General features: G+C 73.1%; 13 protein-coding genes. 7 read left to right on the plus strand and 6 right to left on the minus strand.

Translation table 11 applies throughout. From position 1 onward, the window contains the following. Positions 1-95: 95 nt before the first annotated feature. Positions 96-902 carry a class I SAM-dependent methyltransferase gene (locus H7H31_RS19575; protein WP_187063226.1) on the minus strand — a complete coding sequence of 269 codons (807 nt, stop codon included), beginning with the start codon at positions 900-902 and terminating at the stop codon, positions 96-98. A 258-nt stretch (positions 903-1,160) separates the two neighbouring features. Between H7H31_RS19575 and H7H31_RS19580 the strand changes: the two genes are divergently transcribed. From H7H31_RS19580 to H7H31_RS19595, 4 genes are all read left to right on the plus strand, one after another. Next, entirely contained in the window at positions 1,161-2,618 is a 1,458-nt protein-coding gene (locus H7H31_RS19580) for a glycosyltransferase (RefSeq protein WP_372454933.1), read from the plus strand. Then, positions 2,611-3,186: a type III secretion system chaperone family protein gene (locus H7H31_RS19585; RefSeq protein WP_187063228.1), complete on the plus strand. Its 576-nt coding sequence runs from the start codon at positions 2,611-2,613 to the stop codon at positions 3,184-3,186. Before H7H31_RS19580 ends, H7H31_RS19585 begins: the two co-directional genes overlap by 8 nt. 151 nt (positions 3,187-3,337) lie before the next feature. After that, complete coding sequence (locus H7H31_RS19590; RefSeq protein WP_187063229.1) at positions 3,338-4,342, plus strand: helix-turn-helix domain-containing protein; 1,005 nt, start codon at positions 3,338-3,340, stop codon at positions 4,340-4,342. A 109-nt stretch (positions 4,343-4,451) separates the two neighbouring features. Then, the gene (locus tag H7H31_RS19595) at positions 4,452-4,823 is read left to right on the plus strand and encodes a hypothetical protein (protein WP_187063230.1); all 372 of its coding nucleotides are present in this window, start codon (positions 4,452-4,454) and stop codon (positions 4,821-4,823) included. A gap of 250 nt (positions 4,824-5,073) precedes the next feature. On the opposite strand, the gene H7H31_RS19600 is transcribed toward H7H31_RS19595, so the two are convergent. Beyond that, positions 5,074-6,399: an MDR family MFS transporter gene (locus H7H31_RS19600; RefSeq protein WP_187063231.1), complete on the minus strand. Its 1,326-nt coding sequence runs from the start codon at positions 6,397-6,399 to the stop codon at positions 5,074-5,076. 272 nt (positions 6,400-6,671) lie between these two features. On the opposite strand from H7H31_RS19600, the gene H7H31_RS19605 reads away from it, so the two are divergent. Next, positions 6,672-7,433: a phosphoglyceromutase gene (locus H7H31_RS19605; RefSeq protein ID WP_176162336.1), complete on the plus strand. Its 762-nt coding sequence runs from the start codon at positions 6,672-6,674 to the stop codon at positions 7,431-7,433. A gap of 155 nt (positions 7,434-7,588) precedes the next feature. On the opposite strand, the gene H7H31_RS19610 is transcribed toward H7H31_RS19605, so the two are convergent. From H7H31_RS19610 to phoU, 3 genes are all read right to left on the minus strand, one after another. Continuing rightward, positions 7,589-8,173, minus strand: a complete 585-nt coding sequence (locus tag H7H31_RS19610) for a hypothetical protein (RefSeq protein WP_187063232.1) — start codon at positions 8,171-8,173, stop codon at positions 7,589-7,591. 207 nt (positions 8,174-8,380) lie between these two features. Then, positions 8,381-8,536, minus strand: a complete 156-nt coding sequence (locus tag H7H31_RS19615; RefSeq protein ID WP_187063233.1) for a hypothetical protein — start codon at positions 8,534-8,536, stop codon at positions 8,381-8,383. Positions 8,537-9,193: 657 nt separating this feature from the next. Beyond that, positions 9,194-9,889: a phosphate signaling complex protein PhoU gene (gene phoU / locus H7H31_RS19620; RefSeq protein WP_176162332.1), complete on the minus strand. Its 696-nt coding sequence runs from the start codon at positions 9,887-9,889 to the stop codon at positions 9,194-9,196. Positions 9,890-10,165: 276 nt separating this feature from the next. Here phoU and H7H31_RS19625 point away from each other — a divergent pair, with 276 nt between their 5' ends. Together H7H31_RS19625 and H7H31_RS19630 are read left to right on the plus strand one after the other, a co-directional pair. Beyond that, positions 10,166-11,464, plus strand: a complete 1,299-nt coding sequence (locus H7H31_RS19625) for a sensor histidine kinase (protein WP_187062170.1) — start codon at positions 10,166-10,168, stop codon at positions 11,462-11,464. 45 nt (positions 11,465-11,509) lie between these two features. Further along, positions 11,510-12,190, plus strand: coding sequence for a response regulator transcription factor (locus H7H31_RS19630; RefSeq protein WP_142217884.1), 681 nt, complete (start codon positions 11,510-11,512; stop codon positions 12,188-12,190). Between the two features lie 225 nt (positions 12,191-12,415). Here the strand turns inward: H7H31_RS19630 and H7H31_RS19635 are convergent, their stop codons facing one another. Further along, positions 12,416-13,153, minus strand: a complete 738-nt coding sequence (locus H7H31_RS19635) for a DUF461 domain-containing protein (protein ID WP_187062171.1) — start codon at positions 13,151-13,153, stop codon at positions 12,416-12,418. Between the last annotated feature and the right edge of the window lie 129 nt (positions 13,154-13,282).

Consider the following 13,282-nt stretch of genomic DNA (forward strand, 5'->3'; position numbering starts at 1 on the left):
TCCACGCAGCCCCCTGCGGCCAGTAGGGGGCTGCGACGTTCCCCGGCCTGACGGGGCCGGGAAAGACCGAGAAGAGAGTCCCACCCCCCAGAGCCTCACCCACCCGGCGCCAGCGCCTCCCACGCCACCGTGACCTCGCCCTGGCGCCAGCGGGTGGGGCCGTCCGTGAGGGGCCAGTCCGGGGCGAGCAGGCGGACGGAGCGGATCCAGCGTTGGCGGGCGCTGAGCGCGCCGTAGGGGGCGCTCGCCGCCCAGGCGCGGTCGAAGTCGCGGAGGAAGGCGTGCACGGGCTCGCCCGGCACGTTGCGGTGGATCAGCGCCTTCGGCAGGCGTTCGGCCAGGTCGGACGGATGCTCCAGGGACGCGAGGCGGGCCGCGAAGGTGACCGAGCGCGGGCCGGTGCGGTCGAGGGCCACCCACACGTGGCGGCGGCCGATCTCGTCACACGTGCCCTCGACCAGCAGTCCGCCGGGCGCGAGCCGGGCGCACAGGCGCCGCCACACGGCGGCCACCTCGTCCTCGTCGTACTGCCGCAACACGTTCGCCGCCCGGATGAGCACCGGCGCACGCCCGGCCGGGCCCGGCAGCGGCACCTCGAAGCCGCCGTGCGCGAAGCGCAGCCCCGGGCGTTCGTAGGCCCGGGCCGCCGCGACCCGCGCCGGGTCGATCTCGACGCCGACGACCTCGGCGTCGGACCGTACCGTGCGCAGCCGGCCGAGCAGTTCGACGGCGGTCCACGGCGCGGCCCCGTAGCCCAGGTCGACCGCCACCGGGTCGTCGCCGCGGCGCAGCTCCCGCCCGTGGGTGGCGACGATCCAGCGGTCCATGCGGCGCAGCCGGTTCGGGTTGGTGGTGCCGCGGGTCACCGACCCCACGGGACGGTGCGGGGTACGGGGCGGCATACGGGCGAGCCTAGCCGCCCCGCGCGCCAGCGCCGGCGCACGCCGGTCCAGGCGCCCCGCCCGCCCCCTCGGCCCGGGGCCGGACAACGCGCCGGCGCGACGGCTCGCGCCTCACCGCTCCCCGACGGCCGATTCCGGCCGGAGGCACCGCGCCCGGCCAGCCCGCGTAACAACTTGGCAAAATGGAAATGGGAACGATGTATTCCGCTGTTGCAGTCGTCCGGAGGGACCTCACGCCGTCTAAGGAGGCCACGCGCGGTGAGTCAGTACGCACCTCGGCAAGGCTCCCGGTCGCCGCTTCCGAAGCCGCGCAGTGGCCTGCTGAGCAGGGCGGCGGCCCGGCGTCCCCGGACGTTCGGGCGCTCGGTGCCACGCCGGATAGCGATGCTCAGCGTCCACACCTCGCCGCTGCACCAGCCGGGCACCGGCGACGCGGGCGGCATGAACGTGTACATCGTCGAGCTGGCCAGGCGGCTCGCGGCCATCGACATCGAGGTGGAGATCTTCACCCGCGCCACCACCGGCGCCCTGCCACCCACCGTGGAACTGGCCCCCGGCGTCCTCGTCCGGCACGTGGACGCGGGCCCGTACGAGGGGCTGGCCAAGGAGGACCTGCCCGCGCAGCTCTGCGCCTTCACGCACGGCGTCATGCAGGTCTGGGCCGGCCACCGCCCGGGCCACTACGACCTCGTCCACTCCCACTACTGGCTCTCCGGCCACGTCGGCTGGCTCGCCGCCCAGCGCTGGGGCACCCCGCTCGTGCACGCGATGCACACCATGGCCAAGGTCAAGAACGCCGCGCTCGCCGCCGGCGACACCCCCGAACCCGCCGCCCGCGTCATCGGCGAGACGCAGATCGTCCGGGCCGCCGACCGGCTCATCGCCAACACCGCCGAGGAGGCGGGCGAACTCGTACGGCACTACGAGTCGGAGCCGCACAAGGTCGCCGTCGTCCACCCCGGCGTCAACCTCGACCGCTTCCGTCCCGCGCCGCCACACCAGCACCTGGCCACGTCCGCCCTCGACGTCTACCGCGAGACGTCCCCCGAGACCTCCCCCGAGGCCGTCGCCGCCAGCCGGGCCGCCGCCCGGGAGCGGCTCGGGCTGCCGCAGCACGCCCTGGTGCCGCTGTTCGCCGGGCGCATCCAGCCGCTCAAGGCCCCGGACGTCGTGCTGCGGGCCGTGGCCCACCTGCTCACCGAGCACCCGTCGCTGCGCGACCGCGTCGTGCTCCCCGTCGTCGGCGGCCCGAGCGGCAGCGGCCTGGCCAAGCCGGAGGGGTTGCAGAAGCTCGCCGCCCGGCTGGGCATCGCGGACCTGGTCCAGTTCCGGCCGCCGGTCGGACAGGAGCGGCTAGCCGACTGGTACCGCGCGGCGTCCGTGCTGGTCATGCCCTCGTACAGCGAGTCGTTCGGCCTGGTCGCGGCCGAGGCGCAGGCGTGCGGGACGCCGGTGATCGCGGCGGCCGTCGGCGGGCTGCCGGTGGCCGTGCGGGACGGCGTCAGCGGCTTCCTCGTCGACGGCCACGACCCCGCCGACTACGCGCGCATGCTGCACCGCTTCGTCACCGCCCCCGACCTCGCCGCCCGCATGGGCGCCTCCGCCGCGCGCCACGCGCAGTCCTTCGGCTGGGACGCGGCAGCCGCCGCGACCGCCGACGTCTACGGCGCGGCGCTGCACGAGCGGCGCGGTCGCCTACGATCTACGCATGGGTAACCACGCGGAAGCCGGCCCGGTCAACGACGCGGAAGCCGTCATCGAGAGCACCCTGCGCGGAGCGGAGCTGGAGTGGGAGCGGGCGGCCGACGGCGCGTACGTCGTGACCCTGCCCGGCACCCGCAAGCTCTCCACCACCTGCTCGCTGCGCGTCGGGCGACACTCGCTGTCCGTCAACGCCTTCGTCATCCGACACCCCGACGAGAACGACGCGGCCGTGCACCGCTGGCTCCTGGAGCGCAACACCCGCCTGTACGGGGTGAGTTACGCCATCGACCGGCTCGGCGACATCTACCTGGTCGGCCGCCTCCCGCTGGCCGCGGTGACCCCGGACGAGATCGACCGGCTGCTCGGCACCGTCCTGGAGAACGCCGACGCCAGCTTCAACACCCTCCTTGAGCTGGGGTTCGCGTCGGCGATCCGCAAGGAGTACGCGTGGCGCACCGCCCGTGGCGAGTCCACCCGCAACCTCGCCGCCTTCACCCACCTGACCGGCGAGGGGCGGTCGGCCCCGGACGCGGAGCGCGGCGGCCCGGGCGGCGGCGGCCCGGCGTCCGACCCCGCGTAACCCCGTCACCCCGTCACCCCGTATCCCCGTAACTCCGGACCCTCGCCCGTCGGGACATGTCTGGTTCATCCGGCATGCAGCCTTCCGTCGCCGGGCGTGCCTACGGTCGTCGCCGACGCGTGGGGGATCGCGACGGGCGAAGGGGGCCGGCGTGCTGTCCGTGGTGTTCCGGGGTGATGACCTGCCGGCAGACCAACGCTTCGACGCCTGGCGGGAGTTGAGCGGCAAGGCGGTGCTCAGGACGCTCATGGACAGCGACCGCGCCGCGGACTTCCGGGCCACGCTGCGCGCGGGCGGCCTCGGGCCCGTGCAGGTGTCGGCCATGACGTACCAGAGCCTGCGCTCGCGGCGCACGCCGGCGCTCATCCGGGCCGCCGACCCCGAGCTGTACCAGCTCGCCCTGGTACGCGGCGGGCGCCAGTGCATCACCTGGCGGGACCGGGAACTGGCGCTCGGCCACGGCGAACTGCTCTTCTACGACTCCTCCCACTCCTTCACCGCCGAGATCCGCACCGGCGAGATGGCCGCCTCGTCGGTGGTCGTCCAGGTGCCACGGGAACTGCTGCCGATGGACCGCGACCGGGCGGACGGGCTGCTCGGCACGCGGGTGCCGCCGGACGACCCGGTCGGGGTGCTGCTGCGGCAGTTCATCGACGCCGTCGCCCGCCCCGCCGGAGCGGGGGTCGCCCCGTACACCGCGACCGACGCGGGCCGGCTCGGCCTCGTCCTCACCGACCTGCTGACGGCCCTGCTCAGCCGACAGTACGAGCGGCGCCCCGGCGCGGCCGTGGCCGCCGGCGGCCGGGAGACCCAACTCCTGTGCGTGCAGGCGTTCATCGAGCGGCACCTCGGCGACGCGGACCTCTCCCCGGCGGCCGTCGCCGCCGCGCACCACGTCTCGCTGCGCTCCCTGCACCGGCTCTTCGAACCGGTGGGGCTCGGGGTCGCCGGCTGGATACGCGCCCGGCGCCTCGATCGCTGCCGGCGCGACCTCGCCGACCCGGCCCTCTCCCGGCGTACCGTCCGCGCCATCGGCGCCACCTGGGGCTTTCCGCGACCGGCCGACTTCAACCGGGCGTTTAGGGCGGCGTACGGGCTCTCACCGGGCGAGTACCGGCGGCTGGCCGGGGCGCCGACGGTGTGCGCCGAGCGCTAACGGTCGGGCACGCGCTGCGCACCACCGGCCGGGCGTCGTCCGCGAGACTCGACAGCGCCGCGGCAGGCACCGCTCCACTCGACCCGTCCCACTTCCAGGGGGTTGGACCATGAACAGGGCAAGGATGGCCACCGCGGTGGCCGCGCTCGGCCTCGCGGCGGGAACGCTGGCCACGGCGGCACCGGCCGCCACCGCGACCAGCGCCACCGCTGTCGCCGCCGCCACTGACCGGTCGGAGGTCTCCGTCACCTCTGTCCGGGGCACGGTGCACGGCGGGCACTCGATCTGGGAGAAGGTGAACCCCTTCCAGAACAAGATCGGGGTCACCTACGAGGACGACACGATCCTCGCCTCGTGTAAGCGCTGGGGCGCGGACGACAAGTGGTGGTACTGGGTCCGCTTCGACGTCGACGGCGTCAAGGGCCACGTCTCGCACGACGCCACCAACATCCGCCACTCGCACCTGCCCAAGTGCGGCTGACCCAGCACGGCCCGGCAGCGGCCCCGGCCCACACCCGCCGTCGACCTGACCCGTGACGGCCCGTGACGGCCCACCGGTGACAACCCGCGGGCGACCCGCCGGTGACGTCCCACCGACCCGCCGGTGACGACCCGCGGGCAACGGCCCGCCCGGCCCGGTCCCGTACGGCCGTCAGCCGTACGCCGGGTCGGGCGGGCCCGTACTAGCGGCCGGCCGGCTCACGGGGCGGCGGGCTCACGGATCGGCCGGCTCACGGGGCGGCGGGCGCGCCCGCCGGCTCCGCGCCGGGCGCCACCGGCGCGTCCACGGCGCCCGCCGCCCCGGCGCCCGGCTTGAGCACCTCCACCACCGCGTCCGCCGCCGCGTCCTCCGCCGGCAGGGCGCGCATCAGCAGCCAGTAGCCGAGCGCCGCGGCCGAGCCGACGACCGCGCAGCCGCCCCACAGCCACTCGGCGCCGTACCGGTCGATGACCTGACCGGCGATCAGCGGCGCGGCGAGCGCGGCCACCGACCACGACATGGTGTACATGCCCTGGTAGCGGCCCCGGCCGTGGGTGGGCGAGAGGCGGACGACCAGGCCCATCTGGGTGGGGGAGTTGACGATCTCGGCCAGCGTCCAGACGCACACGGTCAGCGCGTACACCCCGATCGACCCGGCGAACGCGGTGAGCCCGAACCCGTAGCCGGCCAGCAGCGAGGAGATGATCAGCAGCCGCTGCGGATCGCGGTGCTCGATGTAGCGGGTGACCGGGATCTGGAGGGCCACGATCAGGATGCCGTTGACGGCGATCGCCACGCCGAAGTCGGAGCTGGAGAACCCGTCGGCGCCCATCGCCACCGGCAGCGCCACGTAACCCTGCTGGAAGATCAGGGCGATGAGGAAGGACAGCCCGACGACGCTCATGAAGCGGCCGTCGCGCAGCACCATGCCGAGCCCGACCTCCGGCTCGACATCGGCGCCGCTGGCGTCCTTGGCGCGCGGAGGACGCGACTCGGGCAGCTTGATGAAGACCAGCACGGCGCAGATCAGCGTCATGACGGCCTCGCCGACGAACCCGGCCCGGTAGCTGTACTCGGCGATGAAGCCCGCGCCCATGGAGGAGAACGCGAAGCCCAGGTTGATGGCCCAGTAGTTGAGGGCGAAGGCCCGGACCCGGTCCTCGGGGCGCACGATGTCGGCCATCATCGCCTGCACGGCGGGCCGCGACGCGTTGCTGGCCATCCCGACGACGAAGGCCACCGCGGCGATCGCCACCGGGTGCGTCATGAAGCCGAGCACGGCCACCGACACGGCGGTGGAGAGCTGGGCGATCAGCATCGTGGGCCGCCGCCCGAGCCGGTCGGTCATCACGCCCGCGCCCAGCGACGAGACCACGCTGCCGAGCCCGTGCAGCGCGGCGACGAGCCCGGCGAACGTGGCCGAGTAGCCGCGCTCCAACGTGAGGTAGAGCGCCATGAACGTGGCGACGAAGCCGCCGAGGCGGTTCACCAGGGTGCTGGTCCACAGCCACCAGAACTCCCGCGGCAGACCGGACACGCTCTCGCGCACGGCCCGTCTCATGGCGGTAGCGGACATGACAATCCTCCGAGGGGGCGCAACAACGGATGAATGTGGGGGAGCGGGTGGGAGTCCAGGAGCGCGGAATGCTGTGTAAGAGTCTCTACCCGCATCCGTAACTTACGTCGAACGGGCTCTCGACTTCCAGTCATTTGGCAGAAACCGTCAACTGTCGCGCTGGTCACGCGGCTGCCCACGCCCCGCGCGAGCCGCCGAACCGGCCGTCCGGAGCCCGCCCGGCCGACCGGGCGGGCAGCGGCCCGCCATGGGGCGTCCATTACGCTCGGGGCATGGCCGACGCACCGTACAAGCTGATCCTCCTCCGCCACGGCGAGAGCGAGTGGAACGCGAAGAACCTGTTCACCGGCTGGGTGGACGTCAACCTCAACGACAAGGGCGAGAAGGAGGCGGTCCGCGGCGGTGAGCTGCTGACGGAGGCCGGCCTCCTGCCCGACGTGGTCCACACCTCGCTCCAGAAGCGCGCCATCCGCACCGCGCAGCTCGCCCTGGAAGCCGCCGACCGACACTGGATTCCCGTGCACCGCTCCTGGCGGCTGAACGAGCGGCACTACGGCGCGCTCCAGGGCAAGGACAAGGCGCAGACCCTGGCCGAGTTCGGCGAGGAGCAGTTCATGCTCTGGCGCCGCTCGTACGACACCCCGCCGCCCCCGCTGGAGGACGGCGCCGAGTACTCCCAGAGCGACGACCCGCGCTACGCCGACATCCCGAGCGAGCTGCGCCCGCGCACGGAGTGCCTCAAGGACGTCGTCGTGCGGATGATGCCGTACTGGTACGACGGCATCATCCCCGACCTCCTCGCGGGCCGCACCGTCCTGGTCGCCGCGCACGGCAACAGCCTCCGCGCCCTGGTCAAGCACCTCGACGGCATCTCCGACACCGACATCGCGGGCCTCAACATCCCCACCGGCATCCCCCTCTCCTACGAGCTGGACGCCGACTTCCGCCCGACCAACCCGGGCGGCACCTACCTCGACCCGGAGGCGGCGAAGGCCGCCATCGAGGCGGTCAAGAACCAGGGCAAGAAGAAGTAGCCCCGCCTCCTCGGCCCCAACGTCCGAACGGCCCCCCACCCGCGGCATCGCGCCCGGTGGGGGGCCGTTCCCGTAGCCGGGCCACGGGCCGCCCGCCCGGCGCGTCGACGCCGCCCCGGGCCGAGCCCGTCGCACGGCACGGGCCCCGACCGGCGTCAGCCGTTGGGCGGCAGCGGCTCGTGTCGGTGCCAGACCAGGTACCGGTCCTCACGGCGCAACTCCGCGGAACCCCACTCGACGCGCATGACGCCCGCCTCCATCGAGCACGCGTAGGCGACGAGGACGAGCCGCACGTCCTCGGGGAGCAGCTCCAGGTCCGGATGTACCTCGGAGTCATCGAGTTCTTCCAAGCCCAGGTCGAGTGCCTGCTGCATGGGAGGCGGGCCATGACGGCGGATCAGGTCCGCTCGGAAGCCGGAGGCTCGACGGAGCCGCGCGGTGGTGACGGGGACATCCTTCTTCGCGTAGCGGAGTGGGTAGATCAGGCGGCCACGGACGAGCATCATCGTGCGTCCCTGCATACGCACGGCTTCTCCCAGTTCGGAGAGGCCGGCGGCCAGTTCCTCGTACTGCACCGCGTAGAGACCGTGCCCGTAGGCTTCGAGCGTCTGCGTGTGCACGCCCTCATGCCCGGTCCGGGCGCGTTCATGGGCCCGGCGGAGGCAGGCCGGGATGATGTCCGCCAGTTCACCGGCTATGTCTCCGAAGGTCTCACGTGCCCATTGGCTGGCCGAACCCACGACGTACCGCCCTTCTCAGGTGGTCCTGCGCAGAGCACCGAGCAGCGTCCCCCTAAACCGTGCTGCGGTCAGCCGAGTCGCACAAGGTGGCATTCACCGCGCGCCCCGTACGCAACGGCCTCCCACTCGCGGTTTCCTCGCGGGTGGAAGGCCGTTCGGCGTGACAACGGGCGCGTGGTGCGCGACCCGCGGCGCAGCCGCCTACCGCTAGCTGCAGCCGCCGGAGCAACTGCACGGGCCGCCCGACTGGCAGCCGCACTGGCAACCCGAGCCGCACCCGCAGTTGCCGAGCAGTGGCCGGGCCGGGGTCGGGGTGGTCGGTCGCTCCGTCGGGGTGGGGTTGGAGGTCGGGGTGTCTGACATGGAAGTCCTCCTCGCAGGCGTACCGCGGAGCCTCCAGTGAACGTCGCGCCCCGAGGGGCGCGGAACGGCGCGTAAGCGGCGCGTAGGCGCATCGCGGTGCGTACGCCGCGAATGCCCGCACGCCCACCGCTACGCCACCAAAACCCGCCCCGCCCCACCCCGCCCCCGCCACCCGGCCCGACCTGCGCGGCAGCCCGCCGGACCCACCCCGCCCGGCCGCGCCCCGCGCACCACCACCCGCGCCGGCCCCACCCGACCCCGACCCGCGCACCAGCCAACCTCCGCCCCCACTTCAGGGCGCCCGGACCGGCCCGGGACGCGGACCGACCGCGTACGCCCCGGGGGCGACCGCGTACGCCCGGGTCCGGGCCCGTACGCGGAGCCGTACCGAAACAGGGACCGGTCCCCGGCCCGTACCCCCGTATGCACCAAAGGCCCGCTCCTCGGCCGGACGGGCGGCCGGGGCGCGGGCCCACGGGAGGGCGCGCGGAACGAGCGGAGAAGGAGGAGGGAGCAGAGAGCAGGAGGGGGAGGAGGGCGAGCTGGAGAGAGGGGCGGGCGCCGAGCTCAGGGAGGGGGGCCCGGCGCCCGCACGGCGGCCGATGCGGTCCGGCCGCGGGGTTACCCGGTTACCCGGGATGCGCGGGGCTACTCGGGTTACGCCGGTGACTCGGTGTCGACCGGTGCGACCGGCGTGGTCGGCGCGATCTCGTCCGCGTGCTCGCCGGTGACCAGGTAGACGACCCGCTTGGCCACGGAGACCGCGTGGTCGGCGAAGCGCTCGTAGTAGCGGCCGAGGAGCGTCACGTCCACGGCCGTCTCGATGCCGTGCTTCCAGCGGTCGTCCATCAGGTGCTGGAAGAGCGTGCGGTGGAGCATGTCGATGGCGTCGTCGTCCTGCTCCAGTTGGAGCGCCAGGTCCACGTCCTTGGTGATGATCACCTCGGCGGCCTTGGCCATCAGGCGCTGGGCGAGCTGGCCCATCTCCAGGATGGTGGCGGCCAGGTCGCGGGGGACGGGCGACTCGGGGAAGCGCAGCCGGGCGAGCTTCGCGACGTGCTGCGCGAGGTCGCCGGAGCGCTCCAGGTCGGCGCTCATCCGCAGGCTGGTGACCACGATCCGCAGATCCGTGGCGACCGGCTGCTGGCGGGCGAGCAGGGCTATCGCCCGCGCCTCGAGGTCGTGCTGGAGGTCGTCGACCTTCTGGTCGGCGGCGATGACGCTCTCCGCGAGCTTCAGGTCCGCATCCAGCATGGCCGTGGTGGCCCTACCGATCGCCGAGCCGACGAGCCGGGCCATCTCGACCAGACTTTCACCGATCGAATCGAGCTCCTCGTGGTACGCGTCCCGCATCACTTACCTTCTCTCGCTGGGGGTCCCGTAGGGCTGTCAGCCCCACGCTCCCACGGTGTGGCCGAAACGAGTCTGGTTCCGGCCCGCCAAGTAAACCCATCACGACCTAACGGTGAACTCTCGGCAACCCTCGTGGTCCGAGCGGTGTCGTACGTCCCGACCTGAAGCCTCGATAGTGAACCGGTCACGTCCTCGTGGTGAACTATCGGCAACGTCTCACCTGGTCGACCCCCATTCGGCTGTGGAGGGGGCCGAACAGGCGCCTAACCTGGAGCCATGAACGTGGACGCGGCAATCGCCGCTGTGGCAGCGATCGCCGGGCTCTGCACCGGCGTCATCGCCATGCTGGCGTTCCGCTGGAGCGAGCGCGACCAGGCGAAGCCCACGCGCTCCTCACTCCATACCGACGCCGCGCTGCCGCCCGGTGTCGACACCGTGCTCTCCGTGCTGCGGTCCTCCGCGGTCGTCCTCGACGAGGAGGACGCGGTGGTCAAGGCCAGCTCGGCGGCGTACGCGCTCGGTCTGGTGCGAGGCGGGAAGCTCGCTGTCGAACCGATGCTGCACATGGCCCGCGACACTCGTCGCGACGGTGAGATACGCCAAGTGGAACTGGACCTGCCGCGCCGTGGCACGGGCCGTGGCGAGGCCCTCGCGGTCTCCGCCCGCGTCGCCCCGCTCGGCTCCCGCCTGGTGCTGCTGCTGGTCGAGGACCTGACCGAGGCCCGGCGCATCGAGGCCGTACGCCGCGACTTCGTCGCCAACGTCAGTCACGAGCTCAAGACCCCGGTCGGCGCCCTGTCGCTGCTCTCCGAAGCCGTCATGGACGCCTCGGACGACCCGGAGGCCGTGACCCGCTTCGCCGGCCGCATGCAGATCGAGGCGACCCGGCTGACCAGCCTGGTCCAGGAGCTGATCGACCTCTCCCGGGTGCAGAACGACGACCCGCTGGAGGACGCCGAGCCGGTCCGGGTGGACGAACTCGTCGCCGAGGCCATGGACCGCTGCCGCCACCAGGCCGGCACCAAGCAGATCACGATGGCCACCGGCGGCACCGCCGACCTGCACGTGTGGGGAAATCGCGGCCAGCTCGCCGCGGCCCTTGGCAACCTGGTGGAGAACGCGGTGAACTACAGTCCGGCGCGCACCCGCGTCGGCATCGCCGCCCGGCGCATCGCGGCCCCCGGCGGCGACCTCATCGAGGTGGCCGTGACCGACCAGGGCATCGGCATCTCGGAGAAGGACCGCGAACGGATCTTCGAGCGGTTCTACCGCGTCGACCCGGCGCGCTCGCGCGCCACCGGCGGGACCGGCCTCGGCCTCGCCATCGTCAAGCACGTGGCCGCCTCGCACGGCGGGGAGGTCACGGTCTGGAGCGCTGAGGGTCAGGGCTCCACCTTCACCCTGCGGCTCCCGGAAGCCGGTGGCGTACGCGACCGGGTCGAGGCCGCGGCCGCCTCCGGGCGGCGCAAGGGCGGAAACTCCTTGATCGAGCCGGACGACCTCGACGACGAGGACCCCGACCGTTCCTATGAGACCTTCACCAATGAACCCCCTCCCGTCGCCCACCACCCGTAGCTGGAAGGCGCTTCGCGCCCCTGAGTTCGCCCCGGAGGTCCTTCCGTGACCCGAGTGCTCGTTGTCGAGGACGAGGAATCGTTCAGCGACGCATTGTCGTACATGCTCCGCAAGGAGGGTTTTGAGGTCGCCATCGCGACAACGGGCCCCGAAGGGTTGGACGAGTTCGAGCGGAACGGCGCCGACCTGGTGCTGCTCGACCTCATGCTGCCCGGCCTGCCCGGCACGGAGGTCTGCCGTCAGTTGCGCGGGCGCTCCAACGTCCCGGTCATCATGGTGACCGCCAAGGACAGCGAGATCGACAAGGTCGTCGGCCTGGAAATAGGAGCCGACGACTACGTCACCAAGCCGTTCTCGTCCCGCGAGCTGGTGGCCCGCATCCGCGCGGTGCTCCGCCGCCGTGGCGAGCCCGAGGAGGTCACGCCGGCCGCCCTGGAGGCGGGCCCGGTGCGGATGGACGTCGACCGGCACGTGGTCACCGTCTCCGGCGGCAAGGTGGACCTGCCGCTCAAGGAGTTCGACCTGCTGGAGATGTTGCTGCGCAACGCCGGCCGCGTGCTCACCCGGATGCAGCTCATCGACCGCGTCTGGGGCGCCGACTACGTGGGCGACACCAAGACCCTCGACGTGCACGTCAAGCGGCTGCGCGCCAAGATCGAGCCCGACCCGGGAGCGCCCCGCTACCTGGTGACCGTCCGCGGCCTGGGCTACAAGTTCGAGCCGTAAGCCGCACCGGGCGGCGCCCCACCGGCGCCGACCCCGCGACGCCGCGAGGGCGGCCCCCGATCGTGGGGGCCGCCCTCGCGGCGTCGCGGTGCGTACGGAGCCCGCCGGGCGGGCGAGGCGTCGCACGGGCCGAGGCGCGGCCGTACGACGCCGGGTCGCACCGGCGCGCGGGCGGGCCCGGCCGGGTGTGGGCGGGGCCGCGCCGAGGCGCCGGTGCGTGGGGGCTCAGTGGCCGGCCGGGGCTTCCTCGCCCTGGGCGCCGTCCTGAGCGCCCTGCTGGCCCTGCTGCTCGTCCTGGGCGTCGCCGGTGGGCGTGCCGGTCGGCGTCTGCTCGTCCTGGCCCGGCTTGTCGGTCGCGTTGCCGCTCTCGTCGTCCGACGGCTTGCCCGACTCCTTGTCGCCCGGCTTGCCCGAGGGCTTCCCGGCCTCGGTGGGCTTGGCGGTCGGCGCGGGGCTCGGGCCCCACTTCGCGTAGTCACCCTTGGCGGGGACCACCAGCGCGCGCAACGTGACGTCGCCCGTCTTGCTGAAGTCGAAGACGATCTTCTGGGCGTCGCCGACCTTGGCCGCCTCGTGGCCGCCGACGATCTCGGCGGAGGCGTTCCCCTTGCCGCCGAGGGTCAGCGAGCCGCCCTTGGGTACGACCAGCGGGCCGGAACCCTTCGCGGGCTTCAGCTTGACCTCGGTGTTCTTGCCGTCGACCGTGACGGCCCGCAGGACCTGGTCGGACGAGCCGTTGTTGAAGATCTTGGCGGTGAGGGCGGCGGGGCCCTCGTCGTCCAGCTCCGGCTGGGTGATCACCGTGGCGTTCTGGACCGCGATGTCGCCGACGGTCTTGTGGGCGTGGTCGGGGTTGATCTCCATCGTCTGCGAGTCGTTCCCGGCCGCGCAGGCGGAGAGCGGGGCGATCGAGAGCACGAGGGCGGTGGCGGCGAGGGCGCCGCGTCGAAGGCTGCTGCTCACGGCGGCGGCATCTCCTAGGACGAGCTTCGGCGGCCGAACGCTGGGCCCGGTCGCGGATGGACGGCGGGGGCGGCGGTGAGCTGCCCGTAAAAGGATCTATCAGCGCGCTTAGGTTACCGACCCGCCGTC

Origin of the sequence: Streptomyces buecherae (assembly GCF_014295035.1) — a bacterium.
Taxonomy (GTDB): domain Bacteria; phylum Actinomycetota; class Actinomycetes; order Streptomycetales; family Streptomycetaceae; genus Streptomyces; species Streptomyces youssoufiensis.

Coding starts and splice junctions, on each gene's coding strand:
- phoU (WP_176162332.1), bottom strand. CDS start 9,889: ATGCGGGACGCGTACCACGAGGAGCTCGATTCGATCGGTGAAAGTCTG.
- H7H31_RS19625 (WP_187062170.1), top strand. CDS start 10,166: ATGAACGTGGACGCGGCAATCGCCGCTGTGGCAGCGATCGCCGGGCTC.
- H7H31_RS19575 (WP_187063226.1), bottom strand. CDS start 902: ATGCCGCCCCGTACCCCGCACCGTCCCGTGGGGTCGGTGACCCGCGGC.
- H7H31_RS19605 (WP_176162336.1), top strand. CDS start 6,672: ATGGCCGACGCACCGTACAAGCTGATCCTCCTCCGCCACGGCGAGAGC.
- H7H31_RS19595 (WP_187063230.1), top strand. CDS start 4,452: ATGAACAGGGCAAGGATGGCCACCGCGGTGGCCGCGCTCGGCCTCGCG.
- H7H31_RS19615 (WP_187063233.1), bottom strand. CDS start 8,536: ATGTCAGACACCCCGACCTCCAACCCCACCCCGACGGAGCGACCGACC.
- H7H31_RS19585 (WP_187063228.1), top strand. CDS start 2,611: ATGGGTAACCACGCGGAAGCCGGCCCGGTCAACGACGCGGAAGCCGTC.
- H7H31_RS19600 (WP_187063231.1), bottom strand. CDS start 6,399: ATGTCCGCTACCGCCATGAGACGGGCCGTGCGCGAGAGCGTGTCCGGT.